This is a genomic window from Streptomyces sp. NPDC002602 (genome assembly GCF_042889445.1).
In the GTDB taxonomy this organism is placed as follows: domain Bacteria; phylum Actinomycetota; class Actinomycetes; order Streptomycetales; family Streptomycetaceae; genus Streptomyces.
The window spans coordinates 183,376-202,350 of record NZ_JBIAQX010000008.1; the positions used below are offsets into that span (position 1 = coordinate 183,376).

14 protein-coding genes are annotated in these 18,975 nt (G+C 74.5%); 3 read left to right on the forward strand and 11 right to left on the reverse strand.

Going from position 1 to position 18,975, the window contains the following annotated elements; translation table 11 throughout:
- Positions 1 to 137 precede the first annotated feature (137 nt).
- Positions 138 to 1,745: a phospholipase gene (locus ACFYW3_RS22720; protein ID WP_389387108.1), complete on the reverse strand. Its 1,608-nt coding sequence runs from the start codon at positions 1,743 to 1,745 to the stop codon at positions 138 to 140.
- 907 nt (positions 1,746 to 2,652) lie between these two features.
- Here ACFYW3_RS22720 and ACFYW3_RS22725 point away from each other — a divergent pair.
- Entirely contained in the window at positions 2,653 to 2,853 is a 201-nt protein-coding gene (locus ACFYW3_RS22725; RefSeq protein ID WP_351757916.1) for a hypothetical protein, read from the forward strand.
- A gap of 282 nt (positions 2,854 to 3,135) precedes the next feature.
- Here ACFYW3_RS22725 and ACFYW3_RS22730 read toward each other — a convergent pair whose 3' ends face one another.
- The 8 genes from ACFYW3_RS22730 to ACFYW3_RS22765 form a co-directional block, all read right to left on the reverse strand.
- Positions 3,136 to 3,843 carry a formyltransferase family protein gene (locus tag ACFYW3_RS22730; RefSeq protein WP_389387109.1) on the reverse strand — a complete coding sequence of 236 codons (708 nt, stop codon included), beginning with the start codon at positions 3,841 to 3,843 and terminating at the stop codon, positions 3,136 to 3,138.
- Complete coding sequence (locus tag ACFYW3_RS22735) at positions 3,840 to 7,004, reverse strand: non-ribosomal peptide synthetase (protein ID WP_389387110.1); 3,165 nt, start codon at positions 7,002 to 7,004, stop codon at positions 3,840 to 3,842. The genes ACFYW3_RS22730 and ACFYW3_RS22735 overlap by 4 nt, the downstream gene beginning before the upstream one ends.
- Positions 7,001 to 8,302: an NAD-dependent epimerase/dehydratase family protein gene (locus ACFYW3_RS22740; protein ID WP_389387111.1), complete on the reverse strand. Its 1,302-nt coding sequence runs from the start codon at positions 8,300 to 8,302 to the stop codon at positions 7,001 to 7,003. The genes ACFYW3_RS22735 and ACFYW3_RS22740 overlap by 4 nt, the downstream gene beginning before the upstream one ends.
- Positions 8,287 to 10,323 carry a fatty acid CoA ligase family protein gene (locus ACFYW3_RS22745; RefSeq protein WP_389387112.1) on the reverse strand — a complete coding sequence of 679 codons (2,037 nt, stop codon included), beginning with the start codon at positions 10,321 to 10,323 and terminating at the stop codon, positions 8,287 to 8,289. The genes ACFYW3_RS22740 and ACFYW3_RS22745 overlap by 16 nt, the downstream gene beginning before the upstream one ends.
- A 4-nt stretch (positions 10,324 to 10,327) precedes the next feature.
- Positions 10,328 to 11,242 carry a hypothetical protein gene (locus ACFYW3_RS22750; protein ID WP_389387113.1) on the reverse strand — a complete coding sequence of 305 codons (915 nt, stop codon included), beginning with the start codon at positions 11,240 to 11,242 and terminating at the stop codon, positions 10,328 to 10,330.
- A 9-nt stretch (positions 11,243 to 11,251) separates the two neighbouring features.
- Entirely contained in the window at positions 11,252 to 12,286 is a 1,035-nt protein-coding gene (locus ACFYW3_RS22755) for a 3-oxoacyl-[acyl-carrier-protein] synthase III C-terminal domain-containing protein (RefSeq protein ID WP_351757935.1), read from the reverse strand.
- Between the two features lie 458 nt (positions 12,287 to 12,744).
- Positions 12,745 to 13,920, reverse strand: a complete 1,176-nt coding sequence (locus ACFYW3_RS22760) for an RNA polymerase sigma factor (RefSeq protein ID WP_389387186.1) — start codon at positions 13,918 to 13,920, stop codon at positions 12,745 to 12,747.
- Positions 13,921 to 13,928: 8 nt separating this feature from the next.
- On the reverse strand, positions 13,929 to 14,336 hold the full coding sequence (locus tag ACFYW3_RS22765; RefSeq protein ID WP_389387114.1) for a YciI family protein: 408 nt from the start codon (positions 14,334 to 14,336) through the stop codon (positions 13,929 to 13,931).
- A 333-nt stretch (positions 14,337 to 14,669) separates the two neighbouring features.
- On the opposite strand from ACFYW3_RS22765, the gene ACFYW3_RS22770 reads away from it, so the two are divergent.
- Both ACFYW3_RS22770 and ACFYW3_RS22775 read left to right on the forward strand, forming a co-directional pair.
- Positions 14,670 to 16,175, forward strand: a complete 1,506-nt coding sequence (locus ACFYW3_RS22770) for an MFS transporter (protein WP_389387115.1) — start codon at positions 14,670 to 14,672, stop codon at positions 16,173 to 16,175.
- Positions 16,172 to 16,783: a TetR family transcriptional regulator gene (locus tag ACFYW3_RS22775; RefSeq protein WP_351757941.1), complete on the forward strand. Its 612-nt coding sequence runs from the start codon at positions 16,172 to 16,174 to the stop codon at positions 16,781 to 16,783. The genes ACFYW3_RS22770 and ACFYW3_RS22775 overlap by 4 nt, the downstream gene beginning before the upstream one ends.
- Positions 16,784 to 16,823: 40 nt before the next feature.
- Here the strand turns inward: ACFYW3_RS22775 and ACFYW3_RS22780 are convergent, their stop codons facing one another.
- Positions 16,824 to 18,209 (reverse strand): HAMP domain-containing sensor histidine kinase, encoded by a 1,386-nt coding sequence (locus tag ACFYW3_RS22780; protein WP_351757944.1) that lies wholly within the window; start codon positions 18,207 to 18,209, stop codon positions 16,824 to 16,826.
- Complete coding sequence (locus tag ACFYW3_RS22785; protein ID WP_351758005.1) at positions 18,206 to 18,895, reverse strand: response regulator transcription factor; 690 nt, start codon at positions 18,893 to 18,895, stop codon at positions 18,206 to 18,208. Before ACFYW3_RS22785 ends, ACFYW3_RS22780 begins: the two co-directional genes overlap by 4 nt.
- Between the last annotated feature and the right edge of the window lie 80 nt (positions 18,896 to 18,975).

Genomic DNA, 18,975 nt, shown 5'->3' on the forward strand with positions numbered 1-18,975 from the left:
TTTTGGGGCGTGTGCGCCTCGGGCGGGCCGGGGTGGGGGGGCGCGGGCGCCGCGGCCGGCCGCCGGGCGCGGCCGCCGCGGGTGGGGGGGGGGGGGGCCCCCCGTCCACAGGGCCTGAATGCGGTGGGAGAAGCGGGTCAGGACGGGCAGACGCCCCGCTCGTAGTCGACCGTGGCGGTCTGCTTCGAGTACTGCCACTGCGGGCTGAGGAGCTGGTCCGTGAGCTGCCGGGCGGCCGCGGGGCTCTCGATGACGTACCCGAAGTCCTGGAGCCACGCCGGGTAGAGGTTCTTCGAGCCGATGTAGAAGGCGGCGTCGTCCACGGAGATCAGCTTGTGGTGCTGGGCGTAGGGGCGACCGTCCGCCCAGGTCGCGCCGGGGGCTGCGCGGAAGGTGGCGAGCTGGAGGTTCGAGCACATCGCCGTGCGGGCGGCGGCACGGTCCCCGGTGACCAGGGCGAGTCGGTCACGGAGCGTGTCGCTGATCTCGGAGAGGGACTTGATCTGCGAGTAGCCGCCGCTGCCCACGGCGCCCCGGTTGGCGGGGTCGCTGACCACGATGCGCACCTTGACTCCGGCGGCCAGTTTGGCGGCGAGGGCGTCGTAGACGCGGATGTCGTAGCGGGGCAGGGGCGGGCAGGTCGCGTTGAGGTCCTGCTGGGAGATCTCGATGTGCCGGTTCGCTCCGGAGATGAGCGCCCGCAGCGCGCTCTCCTCCGGGTTGACCGTGTCGTAGTCGCGGTCGGCGTTGGTGTTGTCGTGGAGTCCGACGACGCACTTGGTGTCGGGGGCGGTCGGCAACTGGGGCCGGAACGTCGAGGTGGGGTCGTTGCGCATGATGCCGACGCCGAGCCCGCCGACGGCGAGGGCCGGTACGTCACCCTGGGCCGCGGGCGCCGCGCCGGACTTCGGCAGCGACGGCAGGCAGGCGGCGCCGTTGGAGGAGGCGAACCAGACGCTGGCGATGTTGCCCTTGTTCTGGCAGGTCCAGGACCACAGCTCGTCCAGGTAGCGACCCGCGGAGGCGGCGGCCGGCCCCTTCAGGGCGAGGTCGACGTCGGACACCGGGTGCGTGGTCTCCAGATAGTCGTCCTTCCAACTGTTGATCCCACCCGTGACGACGGACTGGCCGTCGACCAGGAGGATCTTGGAGTGGTTCCAGGAGAAGGCGGTCTTGGAGGTCGTCATGGAAGCGACGTTGAGGTCGACGTTCCGCGCGTCCTCGCCGAGACGGGCGACGAGTTCGTCCCGGTACTTCGACGGCACCACGTTGAGGTGGTAGATCGGGGCGGCGCCGACGAGGACGCGCACCTTGAGCTTGTTGCCCCGCGCGACCGACGCCTTCAGGCCGGAGACCAGGGCGTCCTGGAAGGCCCCGTTGGGAAAGGGGGCCAGGGTCGATATGTCGACGGTCTGCTTCGCCTGGGCGACGTTCTCGGCCATCTTCGCGAGCAGGCGTTCGGTACCGGGCCGCGTCGCACAGCCGGCGTCGCCCCAGCAGCCGGGGGTCTGCAGCAGCCAGTCACTCCCGCCGGGCGTCGAGGCGTCGAGGGCGTTGCCGTCGGTGCGTTCCCACACACGCCCTTCCAGGCCGGGCGAGACCCGCCGGAGTTCCTGTTCGATCCCGTCGAGGTGCGGTGTGGTGGCGGCTGCGGCCGGCGCGGCGGGCAGGAGCACGAGGAGCGCGGCCGCGACGGCGGCCCGGGGAGCGAGGCGGGCGGGCCGCGCGGGCGTGGGGCGGAGCAATGTGGGTTCCTTGCGAGAGGGGTGGCCGTCACCGCGCCCGACCGCGACGGGTCCTGACGGGGCGACTGGCAAGATCAACTCGCGGACGCTATCAGTGCGACGGGCACCGGATACCGGATTCAGCCACGGGCCCTCCGGGGCTTTTCTCACGCCGTGTCCGAGTTTCCCCGTATCGCTCCTCCCTTGACCGCCCGCACGCGGCCCCGCTCTTCGGGCCCCACCCCTCGGCCGCCGCGCACGCCCGAATCACCCCGGACACGACAACGGCCGCACGGGCTCGGGGACACCGGCCGACTCCCCCGCGCACCGACTCCCGGCCCCCGGCGCGACGGCCGACCGTCCTCACGGGCACGCGGGGGGCCGCCGCCGGGGCGCCGCTCCCGTACGGGGAGGGGAACCTTGTCCGCATTCCGCCTGCACGGCGGCGGGTCCGGACTTCCGGGGACCGCCCTCGGACGGAACCGCGTGGTGGACGGGACGGTGCCGGACGCGACGCGTGGCGGACGCGCCGGGCATGGGGACCGCGGAGCCCGGGCCCGGACGCGACGCGTGGCGGACGCGCCGGGCATGGGGACCGCGGAGCCCGGGCCGACGGGCGCCGGGCCGACATACGCGGGGCCGACGGGCGCACGGACCGACGGGCGCGGGACCGACGAAGCGCGGGGCCGACGGCCGCTCGGGGCCAGCGGGCGCCCGGGCCAACGGGCGCCGGGCCGACGGACGCACGGGCCGACATACGCGGGAGCCGACGGGCGCGGGGCCGACGAGCGCGGGAGCCGGGGCCGACGGGCGCTCGGGGCGACGGGGGAAGCGGTCGTCGCGGCGTCCGCTTCCCCTTCCCCGCAAGGCCTGCGACGCGGTGGGAGTGCGAGCGTGTCCCGGCGGACCGGCCCTCGTTTGGCCCGGCATGACCCTCGCCGGCCGCATGGCCCTCACCGCCGCACTGTCCGTCGCAGCCCTCGGCCTTGGCCTGGGCACCGCCCAGGCCGACGCCCCACCCGCGCCGCTCACTCCGCCCACCGCCCTGGACCCGCTTCTGACCAGCGGTGATCTGGGCCAGACCGCCAATGAGCTCGGCGGACAGCTCGCCGAGAGCCTCAACGACTGACGTTCGGACCCTGCCGCTCGGATCCCGGCCCCGGAACACCGACACTCGATCCCGGCCCCGGGGCGACGACGGCCGGATCCCCTGCCCGGGGGCGCCCACGCCGGGATCCTTGCCGCTCGACACCCGCCCGCGCCCGCCCGCGCCCGCCCGGAGTCGCACCGGCGGCCCGCGTGCAGCCGCTCACCCCCACGCTCGCCCACCCCCGCGCTCGCGCACCGTACGACCCTCATCCGCCCCGTGCGACCCGCATCGGGTGTCGCGGGTCGCACGGGGCGCGCGTACCTACACGGGCGGCGCCACCGGGTCCCGGTCGTCGCCTCGTACGGCGGCCACGGCGCGGGCCAACTCCGGTGCGTGCACGGCGAACGGCCCCAGGTCCGTGGCCCGGTCGAACGCCGGGTGGTCCCGGTGCTCCGCCAGGCGCTCGAGTGCGCGCACGCCGTTGTAGGTCTCCGGTCCGTACGGGCGCACGGCATCGGCGGGCGGGCCCGACCCGGCGACGACGGCCGCGAGCGTCTCCTCGAAGAGGGCTTGGCAGGCCCGGATCCCCCGCAGCATGACCTGGTGGTGGCGGTCGTCGGGGCCGATCGGGAAACGCCGGTCCGCCAGGACCCGCCCGGTGTCTATGCCCGCGTCGACCTCGTGCAGCGTGGCGCCGTACTCGGTGTCGCCGCGCAGCAGGGCGAAGAGGAGCGCGACCGAGGGCAGGCCCCGGTGGCGCGGGAGGAGACCGTTGTGGATGTTGAGGATGCGCAGGCCCAGGGAGAGGACGGGTGCGCGGAGGATCCGACGGTTGTTCAGGGACCAGACGATGCCGTCCGTGGAGGCCTCCGCGAGGTCCGCGGCCCGGGTGTTGACGTCGGCGGCGAGGTGCGGGGCGCCCGCGGCGTCCCGCGGATCCTCGCAGCAGACGAGGTCGACGGTGTGCCCCCGCGCGGCGGCGTGGGCGACGGCACGTCGCACCAGGGCTCCGTCACCGATGAAGATCATGCGGGGACCTCTTTCCGGGCGGCTTCCACATGGGCACACACGTGGTCGAGGGTCACGTCTCGGACGAGGGATTCGAGGCGGCTCATGAACCAGCGCCCCTGGGCTTCGGTGAGCAGGTCCGAGGAGACGGCGTCGAGCATCTCGACGAGGGCCAGGGAGTCACCGCCCAGGAGCCGGAACTCCGCGCCCGCCGCGAGAGCCCCCGCGTCCACGCCGAGGATCCCCGCCCAGTGACGGGCGACCCGGTCCCGGAGCGTGCTCGGGCGCGCCGGCATGGGATCCGCCTCCGGTCCGACCGCCCCGAAGGGGTCGGGCAGCGCGTCGAGGTCCGCCTTGCCGCTGACCGTGCGGGGGATGTCGGCGACGGTCGTGATCCTGGCCGGGACCAGGTGGGCGGGCAGCCGATGGGCCAGCTCCGCGCGCAACACCGCGCACAGGTCCGGGCCGCCGACCCGCCGCGCCTCCGGGTCTTCCGCGGCATCCGGGGCCGCGGCGGCCACCGGCTCCTGCGGGGTCGCGGCCACCACGTACGCGCACAGCACGGGTGCGGTCGTGCCGGGGCGGCCGCGCGCGGCAACGACGGCGCGGCTCACCGCGGGGTGCGCCTCCAGCGCGGCGACGATCTCGGCGGGCTCCACCCGGTGCCCGGCGATCTTGAGCTGCCCGTCGGCACGCCCCGCGTACTCGACCGCGCCGCCCGGCAGCCGGCGCCCGAGGTCGCCCGTGCGGTAGACACGCACGCCGTCCGGTCGGGTGCCGAACGGGGAGGAAGTCCCGTCGGGAGCACCGAGGTAGCCGCGGGCCACCTGGAGTCCGCTGACGACGATCTCACCGGTCCGGCCGTGGTCCTCCTCCCCCGTGCCGATCGCTCGGCCGTCCTCGGCCACCAGCTCGACCCGGGTCGCGGGACCGGCGGTTCCGAGGGGGATGGTGGCCGTCGTCTCGCTGCCGTCCACGACGTGCGCGAGGCAGGCCACGGTTGCCTCGGTGGGCCCGTAGCCGTTGACGACCCGGCAGTCCGGGCCGAAGGCGGCCCGGGCCGAGCGGACGGCGGCGGGCGTCAGCGGCTCACCGCCGAGCAGCAGGGTGCGTACGGCCGCCCGGTCCCCGAAGAGCGCGAGGTGCGAGGGGGTGAGCGCGAGGGTGTCGGCGCGGTGGTCGTGGACGAGACGGCGCAGGGTCGCCCGGGAGGGTGCCCCGGGAGCGAGCACGGTGGTCGCGCCGGCGGCCGGCGGCAGGAACAACGCGAAACAGGAGATGTCGAACGCGTAGGAGGAGGCGAACCCGAAGCGGGTGTCCTCGTCGACCCGGCAGACGTCGGTCATCCACCGGACGAACCCCGTCAGCCCTCCGTGCTCGATCCGCACCCCCTTGGGACGCCCGGAGGAACCGGATGTGTGCATGACGTACGCCAGGTCCCCGGGCGCGGGGGCCGGGGGCAGTGCCCCGACCGCCGTGGCGGGGGCGTCGAGGACGTCCTCGGTCAGGATCAACGGGCACGGAACGGACACCGTCAGCGCGTCGGCGAGGTGGCGCTGGGTCAGACACAGCCGGGCGCCGCACTCCTGGAGGACCTCCTTGATCCGCTCGCCGGGGTGGGCGGGGTCGAGGGGCACGTAGGCGGCGCCCGCCTTCAGGATGCCCCAGAGGGCGGTGACGCCCGCCGGCGTCCGGTCCACGATCAGTCCGACGAGGTCCTCGCGGACGATGCCGCGACCGGCCAGTTCGCGCGCGACGGCGTCGGAGCGGCGATCGAGTTCCGCGTACGTGACCTCCCCCTCGGGCCCGTCGAGGGCGACCGCGTGGGGGGTGCGGGCCGCCTGCGCGCGGAGCAGGTCGACCACGGTGGTCCCGGTGGCGGCCGGGACCGGTCCGGGCGCGGTGGTCGGGAACGGGGCGGACGGGGACACGGTGGTCGGGGGCGGCTCGGTCGTGGGCGCGAGACGGGCCAGGGCCCGGTCGAGGAAGCGCTCCGCGCGGGCCGCGAGATCGGGGCCGCCCCGTACCCCCATCGTCAGCTCGGTCCCCTCGGGGGTCTCGGCCGCGACCAACGAGACGGGTACCAGGGGCGCGTGGACGGGCAGGGCGTAGACCGTCGTGGCCGTGAAACCCCCTCCGCTGTAGTCCTCCGGGGCCAGTCGACCCAGGTGGGACACGACGGCCGTGGCGAGGTGGCGGTCGGCGCGGCCGGTGGCGGCCTGGCCGGCGCGCAGCAACAGGGCGGACGCGGCGAGCGGCAGCGGGGCGAGGGCCGACTCGAAGCCGGTGGCGAGTTCACGGCCTTCGGCGAGGGACCGCAGCAGGGCGAGGTGCGGGCCGGTCCAGTCGTCGCCCGGGCTCAGGTCGAGGAAGAGCGGCAGCGTCAGGTTGCCGGTGGCGGTGACGCCGGGGCGGTGCCGGCGCAGGTCGACCGGAACCATGACCCGGCCGGGCCGGCCCGAGGCGTCGGTGACGGCCTGGGCGAGGCGGGCCGTGAGGGCCGAGTGGTGTCCGGGCAGGGTCCTGCGCAGCCACAGGGTCCGCGGGGGGCCTGCCGAGGCCCGGCCGAGGGGCGACGGCTGGTCGGGCGGCAGCGTGGGGCGGCGGTCGGCGGCGCCGACCCGGCGCAGCAGTCCTCGGTCGGTGTCGGGTCCCAAGGCGGGTTGCACCGGGTCTCCGCGCAGTGCCCGGAAGACCTCGCGTACCCAGATCAGGGCGCCGTGCCCGTCCATCAGGGCGTGCGAGACGCTGAACACGAGCGTGGTGCGGGTGCCCGGCACCGCGCCCTCGTCGGCGGCGGACGGGGCGGCCCGGCCGGGCACCACCAGCACCTCGCAGCCGGGCGGATCCGTCCGCCGCGCGGGACCGTACAACAGGGTGGTCGTGTCCGGCGTGGACACCTCGAAGGCCGCGGCGGAGCGGGCATCGGCGTAGCGGACGCGGGGCAACGGCCCGTCGGCGTGCCACAGCGGACCCCGCCGGGCCAGCCGCGAGCCGGGGACGGCCTCGGCGGCCCGGGCCACCGCGGCCCGGAGACGGTCGGGTGCGGGGAGGCCCTCGCCTTCGACGAGGATGCGCAGCGCCATGGCGCCCCGGGCGTGCTCGGCGGCGAGGTAGAGCCGCTCGGTGGGCGAGACCGGGCGCCGGTAGCGGTGGGCGGGGGTGGGTCGGGGACGGTTCATCGCGGGGTGCCTTCTCGCTCGGAACGGGCGGGTGCGGTGCCGGCGGGTCCCGGCGGTACGGACGCGGGCCCTTCCTCGGACGCGGGCCCGGCCCCGGATCCGACCGCGAACCCGATGGCCCGCACGGGCCGCGGCGCGGTGGTGTCGGAGCGCCCGGTCGCGGGCCCTCCCGCGCGATCGCCGGCCCGCGGGGGCCCGGACGGGGGGCCGACCTTGGGGTCGGGTGGGCGGCCCTGGGGTGGTGTGGCGCCGGGGCGGGTCCAGGCGTCGACCCCTCCGATGTCCTCCACCCACCGCACCAGTTCGCCGACGCCGTCCGCCCGGCCGCGCGGCGCCTCGTACCCGAGGTCGCGTCGGGCCGCACCGGTGTCGTACGTCGTGGATCGGGTGAGCAGCGCCATCATGTAGCGGCTCATCGGCGGTGTGGTCCCCTCGGAACCGGGCCGCAGCCGCCACAGCGTCTCGACGGCGCCGGCGAGGGCGCGGCCGACCGGCAGCGGGATCCTCGGTCCGGGCGGTGCGCAGCCGAGGAGCCGGCCGACCTCGGTGAGGAAGGCCCACAGGTCGGTCCGTTCCCGGTCCGCGACGAAGTACGCCCGGCCGCCCACGCGTTCACTCGGCGCGGTGGCCGCCCGCAGGCAGGCGGCGACGGCGTTGTCGCTGTGGCACAGCGAGACCAGGACCCGCTTGCCGCCCGACAGGTCGGGCAGCCGGCCCGCGTGCATCGCGCCGATCATGCGGGGCAGGAAGCCGGCGTGGTCGCGCGGCCCCCAGATGCCGCGCGGGCGCAGGGCGACGGTGGTGAAGCGTTCGGTGTGGGCCGCCAGTACGTCCTGTTCGGCGCGGGCCTTGGTCTCGCAGTACAGGTTGAAGAAACGGTCCGGGTAGGGCGTGGACTCGTCGATGTCGACGCGGTCGCCCTCGCGGATCCGCATCAGCGCGCTGGGGCTGGAGACGAAGACGAACCGGCCGGCGCCGGCGGCCCGCGCGGCGTCCATGAGCCGCCGCGTGCCGGCGACGTTCGCCTCGTGGAACTGGGCGCGGCTGCCGTGGTCGACGACCCGGGCGGCGCTGTGCAGCACGGTGTCGCGGTCCGCGGCGGCGGCGCGCAGCGAGTCCTCGTCCGTCAGGTCGCCGACGGCGAGTTCGACCCCGGGCAGGGAACCGAGCCGTGCGGTGTCGCTGCCCTCGCGTACCAGGGCGCGTACGTGGTGGCCCTCGCGCAGGCAGGCGTCGACGAGGTGGCCGCCGAGGAAGCCGGTGGCCCCGGTGATCAGGATGTTCACAGGGTCCGCCACCAGGTCGCGCCGTAGAGCATGGTGAGGGCGACGGCGGCTGCCCGCCCGTGTCCGGCCGCCCGGGCCCGGGGCAGGGCGAGGGGGATCTGCGCGGCGTGCACGCCGACGCTGAGGAAGGCGTCGATCCACCACAGCCAGTGCAGGACGGGGGCTTCGGGCGCTCCGACGGTGGCGGCCAGGACCGCGCCGCCCAGGAGGTAGGACCAGCCGGCGAGCGGGATCAGCTTCGGGGCGCCGGCGCGGGACCACGGGGGCGCCGGGGGTGCGAGGCGGCGTTCGGCCCACCGGCCGAGCTCCTCGCGGCCGATCTTGGCGTTGTGCCGGATGTCGACGGGGAATCCCGTGTGGCGCAGGTAGGGCGCGGACCCGAGCTCCGGGACGTGGTGGGTGGCCGATGCGCGCAGCTCGACGACGAGGTCGCGCCAGGCGTCCGCGTCGAGGGGGGCCTCGGTCTCCACGCAGACGACGGGCCGCTGCGCCTCGGCCGGGCCGACGCCGACGAGGGCGCTGCGGCGGACCAGCGGATGTGCGTTGAAGACGCCCTCGCAGAGCACCGTGTAGAGGTCGTGGCCGGTGGTGCGCACGCGCTGGGCCGACCGTCCGCAGAACCACAGTCGACCACTGCCGTCGAGGTAGCCGAGGTCGCCGGTGCGGTGCCAGACGCGGGGCGCGGGTCCGGCCTCGCCGGGCGGGTGGAGACCCGCGCGGGCCGGGTCCTCGGGCGCCGTCTCGGGCACCTTGTGGAGGGCGTCGGCCTGCGGGGCGGCGTGGTAGCGGGGGCTGACGGAGTCCCCGGCCACGAGGATCTCCCCGACGCGCCCCGGCTCCGGGTCCGTGTCCGACCCGGGGGCGAGGGCCCGCATCGGGCCGTCGGTGACGGGCGCGATCCGCAGGAGGGTGCCGGGTACGGGCCGGCCCACGCAGGTTCCGGCGCCCAGCGCGGCCCGGGCGGCGGTCTCGGCCAGAATCTCCTCGGACTCGATCGAGGTGATCGGGAGGACCTCGGTGGCCCCGTAGGTGACGTGGATCCGGGCCTTCTCGTCCAGGACGTCCCGCAGCGCGGCGACGACGGAGGGCGGCACGGGCGCCCCGCCGGACACCACGCAGCGCAGGTCGGGCAAGGGGTGTGTGTGAGCCGTGAGATGGTCCGCGAGGCGGCGCAGCAGGGCGGGCGAGGCGAACATCGTACTGACGGCGAAACGTTCCAGCGCGTCGACGAGAAGTTCGGGATCGGCCTGCGCGACCTTCGCCGGGGCCAGTGGGGCGAGGACGATCGTGGACCCGTAGACCAGGTCGAGCATGCCGTAGAAGGGCAGGGTGACCAGGGATATGTCGTCCCGGGTGCGGCCGTGGGCGTCCTCGATCCGACGGGCGATCGAGAGTGCGGTCCGGTGGGTGTACTCGACTCCCTTCGCGGGGCCGGTGCTTCCCGTGGTGAAGCCGATCATCAGCAGGTCGTCCCCGCCGACGGCGGGGGGCGCGGTGCGCGGGCCCGGGGCGGACCGCAGGCGCGCCAGGGTGTGACCGCCCCACAGGCGCCGGCGGCCGAGCGTGACCGGGATCCGCACGGCTTCGAAGGTGCGCCGGCCCAGGACGCGCACCAGGTGGGCGAGCGGCGGCCCGATGAAGGCCTCGGCGCCCACGGCCCGGTAGCAGTGGAGCATGCGGCGCGGCCCCATGCCGGGATCGACGACGACGGGGACGGCGCCGATCCGGAAGAGTGCGAAGACCAGGGCGAACAGCTCGGGTCCGGGCGGGGTCATCAGCACGGTCTTGGTTCCCCGGCCGATCCCCGCGTGGGTCAGTCCGTGGGCGAGTCGCTCCACCTCCCGCTGCAACTCGCCGTAGTTCAGGGTGCGGTAGCGGGGGCGACCGTCGGGTTCGCGGCCACCATCGGGGTGGATGACGGCGGGCTTGTGCGGGAAGGCGCGGGCGTTGGCTTCCAGACGGGCGGCGAGGCCCGCGGCGGCGCCGGCCGCCGGCGCCCGGGTGTTCGTGCGTCGATGGCTCGCGGTGGTCACCGGATCACCGGCCTTCGGGGCGGTAGCTCGCGCAGGCCGCGCTGGGGCCGGCGCCGGCGGTGACGAACAGCAGTTGGTCACAGTCCTCGGGCAGGCCGGCCGCCAGGGCGTGGAGGTAGCCGAGGACGGGGGCCGCGGTGTGCGGTTCGCCCGTCTCGCCGGGGGGAAGCGCGTCCGCCTCGGTGCCCGGGCCGATGACCAGGGTGCGGTCGAGGTCGAGCCCGTACGCGGCGGCGTAGTCCGCGACGGCGGTGGCGGCGAGTTCGGCGCGTCGGCGGTCGTGGTCCGGGGAGCGCCGCACGGTGATCAGGGTCCGGCCCTCGGCGCCCATGCCGGCGGTGTCCAGGTAGCCCTCGGTGTCGCTGGGGCCGTCGGCCGTGTAGTGCCGTACGGGGCCGAATCCGGCTTCGGGGTCGGCGCTGCGCTCCAGCAGGAGGGCGCCGGCCAGGTCCGCGTACGGGTAGTCGGGGTCGCGGCGGGCGTCGCCGCCGGGGTGCACGTCGGCGGCGGTGACCAGGAGGCGTTCGGTGCTGCCCGTGGCGAGGAGCGCCTGACCGACCTGAACCGCGTTCAGTACGCCGCAGGCGCCGTTCATGAGGTCGAAGGAGAAGCCGGCCGCGGGATCCACGAGGTAGTCCAGGCTGATGCCGACCTCCTTCTGCACCAGGGCCGCGAGAGCCGGTTCGAAGGTGTTGGACTCCCGGTAGACGCCCACGTTGACGAGGACGCCGACGGCCGATGGGGACAGACCGGTCTGGTCGAGGCAATCGCGGGCGGCCCGGCCGGCGAGCACCACGGAAGAGGCCCCGGGGGTGGCCTGGGCGTTGGTGGCCCGGGTGTCGGGGGCGTGTGTGTCGGGGGCCCCGGTGTCGGGGACGTGTGCGTCGACGGTGGCGGTGCCCGCGGCGGTGATGATCATGCCCATGGTTCAGACCCCCAGGTGGGTGACGGTGGCCGACAGGGCTCCGGTGACCACGCCGGAGGCGGCGGGAACCATCAGGAAGGTGGATCCGCGCCGGGCGGTGCCCGCCGCGAGGTGTTCACGCAACGTCAGGAAGTGTGAGGTGGTGGCGGTGTTTCCGTACCTCTCCACGACGGCGAGCGAGGTGGGCATCGGCGTGCCGAACTCCGCCTCGCCCGTCTGGTTCACGTAGTCGATGAACCGGGCGCCGACCTGGTGCTGAATGATGTAGTCGAATTCCTCGCCCGCGAAATCCCGGCCGTTCTTGGACAGCAGATCGCCGTGGAATCGGGGCCAAAGGGCGAGCCGGTCCTTGTTGTGCATCTTCTTGTTGTCCGTGTAGAGCGCGATTCCCTCGGTGCGCTCGCTCGGCATTCCCATGCACAGGTGCGAGTACTCCGCACAGGTCATCAGGTCCACGTAGTGGATCCGGTCGGCCTCGTCCACCGACCGGTCCATGATGACCGCGGCGGCGGAGTCGCCGACGGAGAGGGAGGCGAATTGCGGGTCGTACGAGTCGCCGATCTCGCGGGCCGCCGTCTCGGCGACGCGGGTCGCCTGCTCACCGCTGACGACCATGCCGCTGCGGACCGCGCCGGAACGGATCATCCGGTCGAGAAGGTACACGCCGGTCATCATTCCGGCGCAGGCGTTGGAGACGTCGAAGTGCAAGGTGGAGCGGGCGCCCAGTTCCCGGGCGAGGGAGCCCGCGAAGGAAGGTTCGAAGTAGAAGCGGTCGGCGTCCTTGAAACGGGTGATCGACGCCGATATGACGATGTCCAGGTCGGCGGCCTCGTATCGGGACGCCGCGAGGCAGTCGCGCGCGGCACGAAGGGCCATTCCGAAGGAGTCCTCGCCCATTTCGGGGCGCGGGTCGTAGACCCGCCTCTCGGCGACTCCGGTGATCCTTTCGACGTCCACGTCCCGCAGATTCGGGGTTCGCCCGGTCAGTTCCCGGGTGGTCAGCGTGGTGGCCGGTATATGGGATCCGATGGATTCCATACGGCTGTATAAGTTATTCGTGCTCAATTTTCACTCCGTGGTGGCCGCACGCGGGCAGCACACATCGCTCCGGCGGAAAGGCGTGGCGGTTCGCCGCGCTTCGCTGGTGACAGACAGCGAAGTTACCGTAGCGTACGGATTTGTCGGCCCTGTTACGCGGCCACCCGAAAGCGGACCGACGGGGCGAATATCGGCCATTTACCCTCGGGGGGACATTCCGCCGGGCCGGTGGCCCCGCACACCGCTTGCGGGGCCGCCGCGCGCGCCCTTCCCGGGCCGCACCGCCCGAGCAGCCCGCTCCCCCGCAGCGCCCGTACCCGCGCGACTCCCCCGGGCACACATCTTCGAAAACCTGTCCGGAATCACGCGGTCCGTCTTGACCGCCCGCCGACCGGACGAACGCCCACCGACCGAACGACCGCGTGAACCACCGACCACCACCCGCTCGACGCGACTCGTCAGCGACGCCCGAGGGCGTTGAGCCGGGCGGCCTGGCGCGTCAGGTGGTCGCGCTCGGCGAGGTTCGGCGCCTTGGCGGCGGCCTCGGCGTACAGCCGCGCCGCCAGCACCAGGTCGCCGTCGCGCTCGTGGAGGTACGCCGCCACCGCGGCGTGGCGGGGCAGGGGTTGCCCCCTGCCCGAGGGGCCCGGGGCGGACGGGTCCAGCTCCGCGAGCGCCGCCAGGCCGGCGCGCGGCCCGTCGGCCTCGCCCACGGCCACCGCGCGGTTGAGGCGGACGACGGGGCTGTCGGTCAGCCGCACGAGTTCGTCGTACCACTCGACGATCTGCACCCAGTCCGTCTCGCCGGCGGTGGGCGCGTCGGCGTGGAGCGCCGCGATGGCGGCCTGGGCCTGGAACTCGCCCAGGCGGTCGCGGGCGAGTGCCGCCTGCAGGATCCGCACTCCCTCGGCGATCGACTCGGTGTCCCACCGGCCGCGGTCCTGCTCGGCGAGCGGCACCAGGCTGCCGTCGGGCGCGGTCCGGGTGGCCCGCCGGGCGTGGTGGAGCAGCATCAGGGCGAGCAGTCCGGCCACCTCGGGATGGTCGATCACGGCCGCGAGCCGCCGGGTGAGCCGGATGGCCTCGGCCGCGAGGTCGACGTCACCCGAGTAGCCCTCGTTGAAGACCAGGTAGAGGACGCGCAACACGGTGGCCACGTCGCCCGTGCGGTCGAAGCGCACGTCGGAGACGGTGCGCTTGGCCCGGCTGATGCGCTGCGCCATGGTCGCCTCGGGCACCAGGTAGGCCTGGGCGATCTGGCGCGTGGTCAGCCCGCCGAGGGCTCGCAGCGTGAGCGCGACCGCGGACGACGGCGTCAGCGACGGGTGGGCGCACAGGAAGTACAGCCGCAGCGTGTCGTCCACCGAGGACGCGGGCCCCGCCGCCGGCTCCTCTTGGACGAGGACCTCACGCCGGCGCCGGGCGGCGTCCGATCGGGTCGCGTCGAGGAACCGGCGCCAGGCCACGGTGACCAGCCAGCCCTTCGCGTCCCGCGGGGGGTCGGCCGGCCACACGCGGACCGCCTCGACCAGGGCGTCCTGCACGGCGTCCTCGGCCGCCGCGAAATCGACTCCGCGGCGGACGAGGATCCCGATCACGCTCGGGGTGAGGTGCCGGAGCAGGGCCTCGTCGATGGGCGAGGTCACTCCGTGACGGTGGGCGGCGCGGACAGGAACGGGCGAACCTCCAGCCACTCGTGGATCGGCCTGCCGCCCGCCCCGGGGGCGGCGGACAGTTCCCCGGCCAGCTCGACGGCGCGCTCGTGGTGGTCGACGTCGATGATCATCCAGCCGGCGATGAGGTCCTTGGTCTCGGCGAACGGACCGTCGGTGACCGGCGGGCGACCCTCTCCGTCGTAGCGGACCCACTCTCCCTCCGGGGCGAGGGCCTGGCCGTCGACGAACTCGCCCGTCTTCTCCAGCCGGGCCGCGAAGTCGTTCATGTACCGCACGTGGTCCGTGATCTCCTCCGGGGTCCACTGGGCCATGGGTACGTCGTTGACCGCGGCCGGGGCGCCCCGGTAGTGCTTCAGCAGCAGGTACTTCGCCATGGTGTCTCTCCTCGGTGCCGGTGCGACCATTCTGGCCGCCTTCACCCCGGGGACGGAGCGGCGCACGGGTTCTCGACATCGCCGCCCGAACTTTTTTCGACGCGTGTGGACGAGTCCGTGAACCGCCTCGCGGCGACCGGGTCGGCGGCGGGACCGGGTGGCGGCCCGAACCGACCCCCCTCGGACCCTGCGACCCTGCAAGCCCCGTCGGCCGCGGCGCCCCACCAGCCCTCCCGAGAGTGGAGACACAGGGGTGCACGAACGTTTACCCTGAGAGGTGAACGCTTGTGCACCCCCGTGTGCGTCTCGCCCACGTTCCGTGTCTGGAGCAGCATGCCCGCCGCGACACCCGACCCCGGTTCGGCGCCCGCAACGACGCCCCACCCCGCTCGCGACCCCTCCCCGCACTCCCGCCTGATCGTCCCCGTCCTCGCCTTCTGCGGCGTGGTCGTCGCCGTCATGCAGACCCTGGTCGTCCCGCTGCTGCCGCACGTGCCGGACCTGACGGGCGCGAGCCCGGGCGCCGCGGGGTGGCTCGTCACCATCACCCTGTTGACCGGGGCCGTGTTCACCCCCGTCCTCGGCCGGGTCGGCGACATGTACGGGAAGCGGCGCGTCCTGCTCGCGTCCCTCGGGGTCCTCACGGCCGGATCCGTGCTGTGCGCGGCCGGCTCCGACATCGGGATCCTGATCACCGGCCGGGCGTTGCAGGGCGCGGCGCTGGCCGTCATCCCCCTGGGCATCAGCATCATCCGCGACGAGTTGCCGGCCGAGCGGGTGCTGTCCTCGATCGCGCTGATGAGTTCGACCCTCGGCATCGGCGCGGCGATCGGACTCCCGGTGGCGGCGGTGGTCATCGAGAACTTCGACTGGCACGCGATGTTCTGGGCCTCCGCCGCCCTCGGCCTGCTCGACCTGATCCTCGTGCTGTGGATCGTCCCCGAATCACCCCCGCGCGCCCCCGGCCGTTTCGACGCGCTCGGAACCCTCGGCCTGAGCGCCGCCCTCGTGGGGTTGCTCCTCGCCATCACCCAGGGCGCGGACCGGGGCTGGACCTCCGCGCGCACCCTCGGCCTGCTCGGCGTCTCCCTGGTCGTCGGGTTGCTCTGGGGACGCCACGAACTGCGGACCGCTTCCCCCATGGTCGATCTGCGCGTGTCGGCCCGGCCCGCCGTGCTGCTCACCAATGTCGCCGCCCTGCTGATCGGCTTCGCCTTCTACGCGAACTCGCTGGTCACCGGGCAGATGGTGCAGGAGCCGACGAGCACGGGATACGGGCTCGGCGCGTCCATCGTGGTGAGCGGGCTGTGCCTGCTGCCCGGCGGCCTGGCCATGGTGGCGCTGTCTCCGGTCTCCGCCCGCATCTCCGCCGCGTACGGGCCCCGTACGGCGCTCGCGCTCGCCGCGGCGGTCATGGCCGTCGGCTACGTGGTCCGGTTCTTCACCAGCCACAGCCTCTGGCTGATCGTGGCCGGGGCCACCGTGGTCGCCTCCGGCACCGCCATCGCCTACTCGGCGCTGCCCGCCCTGGTGATGCGGGCCGTGCCGGTGAGCGAGACCGGCGCCGCCAACGGGCTGAACACCCTCATGCGCTCCGTCGGTCAGGCCTGCTGCAGCGCCGTGGTCGCCTCCGTCCTCGCGCACGTCACGTTCCTGGTCGACGGCCGCGCCGCCCCGACCCTGCACGCCTATCTGCTGATCTTCCTGATCGCCGCCGGAGCGGCGCTCGCGGCCCTGGTCGCCACCCTCTTCCTGCCCTCGGACGGATCGGCGTCCGGTGTGGCGGGCGGTACGGTCACGGTGACCGCGTCCGCGTCCGCCGCCCGGGAGAGCGCATGAGCACCACCGACCAGCCCGCCTCCGAGAGCGGGCCCGAGGCCGATGCCGAACCCGATGCCGGTACCGGGCGCGAGAGCGGGCGCGACGCGATCGTGCGCGCCGCCCGCCGGGCGTTCACCCTGCGCCCCTACGCCGAGGTGACGATGCGCGGCATCGCCGCCGACGCCGGTGTCAGCCCGTCGCTGATCGTGAAGCGGTTCGGCAGCAAGGAGGCCCTCTTCAACACGGTCGCCGACTTCCGGCCGGCGGCCGACGCGCTGTTCGCGGCGCCTGGGGAGGCCCTGGGACGGCATCTGGTCCTCACCATGGTCCGGCTGCGCGACCGGTTCCGCGGGGACCCGCTGCTGCGGGTCGTGTTCTCCCTCGGCAACGACGACGAACGCACCCTGCTGCGCGAACGCTTCCGTGAACAGGTCACCGATCGCCTGGCCGCGACCTTGACCGGCCCCGACCCGCAGTTGCGCGCCGAGCTGATCGCCGGTCAACTGCTCGGCCTGGGAGCGACCTTGAGCCTGCACCGGCCGGACGGCGCGGGGGGCCGTACGCCCCCCGACCGACTCGCGGACCTGTACGCCCCCGGCCTCCAGCGGCTCATCGACGGCGGCTGAGCGGACCCGCCGCGGGGCCGGTGGCGCGGAAGCCGCGCGATCAGGGGCCGAAGGTCAGCCGGAACAGGGCCCCTCCCCCCGGCGCGGCCTCCGCCGTCAGCTCGGCCGCGTGCGCCCGGGCGATCTGTCGCGCCATCGCCAGGCCCAGCCCCGACCCCGGCAGGGCCCGCGCAGCCCCCGCCCGGTAGAACCGGTCGAAGACGTACGGGAGGTCCTGGGGCGCGATGCCCGGACCGTGGTCCCGTACCGTCAGCTCGGGCCGGCCGGCCCGCACCGTCAGCTCCACCTCCACCGGGACGCCCGCCGGGCTGAACTTCGCCGCGTTGTCCAGCAGGTTCCCCAGCAACCGGCTGAGCCGGGCGGGCACCCCGGGTACGACGACCTCGTCGGTCGAGCGCACGACGATCGGCACGGAGGGCCAGTGCGCCCGCGCGGCCTGCGCGCTGTGCTCCAGCAGCCGGCCCAGCCGGACCTGTTCGACGAGCGGCTGCGGCTCCTCGTCACGGGCCAGCTCGATCAGGTCGTTGACCAGGCCCGTCACCTCCCGCAGCAGCCGCCCCAGGGCGAGGGAGGCGCGCTCGCGCTGCTCCCTCGTCAGCCGCTCGCCCCGCGCGAGCAGTTCCGCGTTGGTGCGCAGCGCCGTCAGGGGGGTGCGCAGTTCGTGCGAGGCGTCCGCGACGAGGCGCCGTTGCGCGGTGACGGACTGTTCCAACTCCCCCAGCATGGTGTTGAAGCTCCCGGCGAGGCGGGTGATCTCGTCCTCCCGGCCCGGCGGGGGCAGCTCGATGCGGTGGCGCGGGTCCCGGGTGGCCGCGATCCGTTCGGCGGTGGCGGTGAGCCGGGTCACCGGTGCGAGTCCGGTGCGTGAGACCCAGTACCCGAGCACGGCGGCGAGCAGCACGCCTGCCGCCCCGATCACCACCAGCCATCGGGCGGCGTCGGAGATGCCGGCATCGACGGTGTCGGCGCGCAGCGCGACCTGGAGCGCCTGCCCCTTCGTGTAGTCGGTGGTGAGCATCCGGGTCGGGTGTCCGGCGTGGACGATGCTCGTGTAGAACGGGGCGCGCCGGCCGGCGGCGACGGCCCTGGTCCCGGCGTCCACCGGCAGGATGTACGGCCGGGCGGGATCCTTGGCGGGATCGGCCGGCACCACCTCCGCGCAGGCGGGCGCGGCCAGGAAGCGGCATTCCCCGGCCAGGGTGTCGGGTCCCGAGTCGGGATTGCGCCCGGCGGCGAGCCGCGCGGACTGGGTGAGGCTGAGGTCGAGCTGGTCGTACAGGGCCCCGCGGACGACGAAGAACGCCGCGGTGCACACGCCGACCGCGACCAGCGCGACGGCCGAGGTGACGGCCAGCGCCAGCCGGGTCCGCAGCGGGCGGCGCCTGCGCCAGGGGGCGCCCAGCCTGCGCCTGCCGGCCCCGGTCACGCGGCGTCCAGCCGGTAGCCGACGCCGTGGACGGTGTGCACCAGCCGCGGTTCGCCGCCGGCCTCCAGCTTGCGCCGCAGGTAGCCGACGTACACGGCGAGGGAGTTGGAGTCCGGTCCGAAGTCCCGACCCCACACCAGTTCCAGGATGAGTTCGCGCGGCAGCACCTGCCCGGGGTGGCGCAGCAGCAGTTCCAGCAGCGCGGCCTCGGTGCGGCTGAACTCCAGCGGGCGCCCGGCCCGCCGGCCGGTCCGGGTGCCCGGGTCGAGGACGAGATCGGCGTACGCGAGGGGGTCGCCGGCCTCGTCCTGGGCGGGCGCGGCCCGCCGCAGCAGCGCCCGGACCCGGGCCACCAGCTCGTCCAGGGCGAACGGTTTGACGAGGTAGTCGTCCGCGCCGGCGTCCAGCCCGTCGACCCGTTCGCTCACCGAGTCCAGCGCCGTCAGGACGAGTACGGGTGTCCGGTCGCCCATCGCGCGCAGTTGCCGGCACACGCCGAGGCCGTCCAACACGGGCATCATCACGTCCAGGACCACGGCGTCGGGTTCCCATGCCGCGACCTCGGACAGCGCGGCCAGCCCGTCGGCCGCGCCGCGCACCTCGTACCCCTCGACGGCCAGGCCGTCCTGTACGGCGGCCCGCACCTCGGGCTCGTCGTCGACCACCAGAATCCGCTGTCTGCTCATGGAGCTCATGGGCAAAGCCTGCCAAAGGCCGCGGCGGAACCTCTTAGAAGCTTCTTAGGGCACACCGGAAGTCTGCCGCC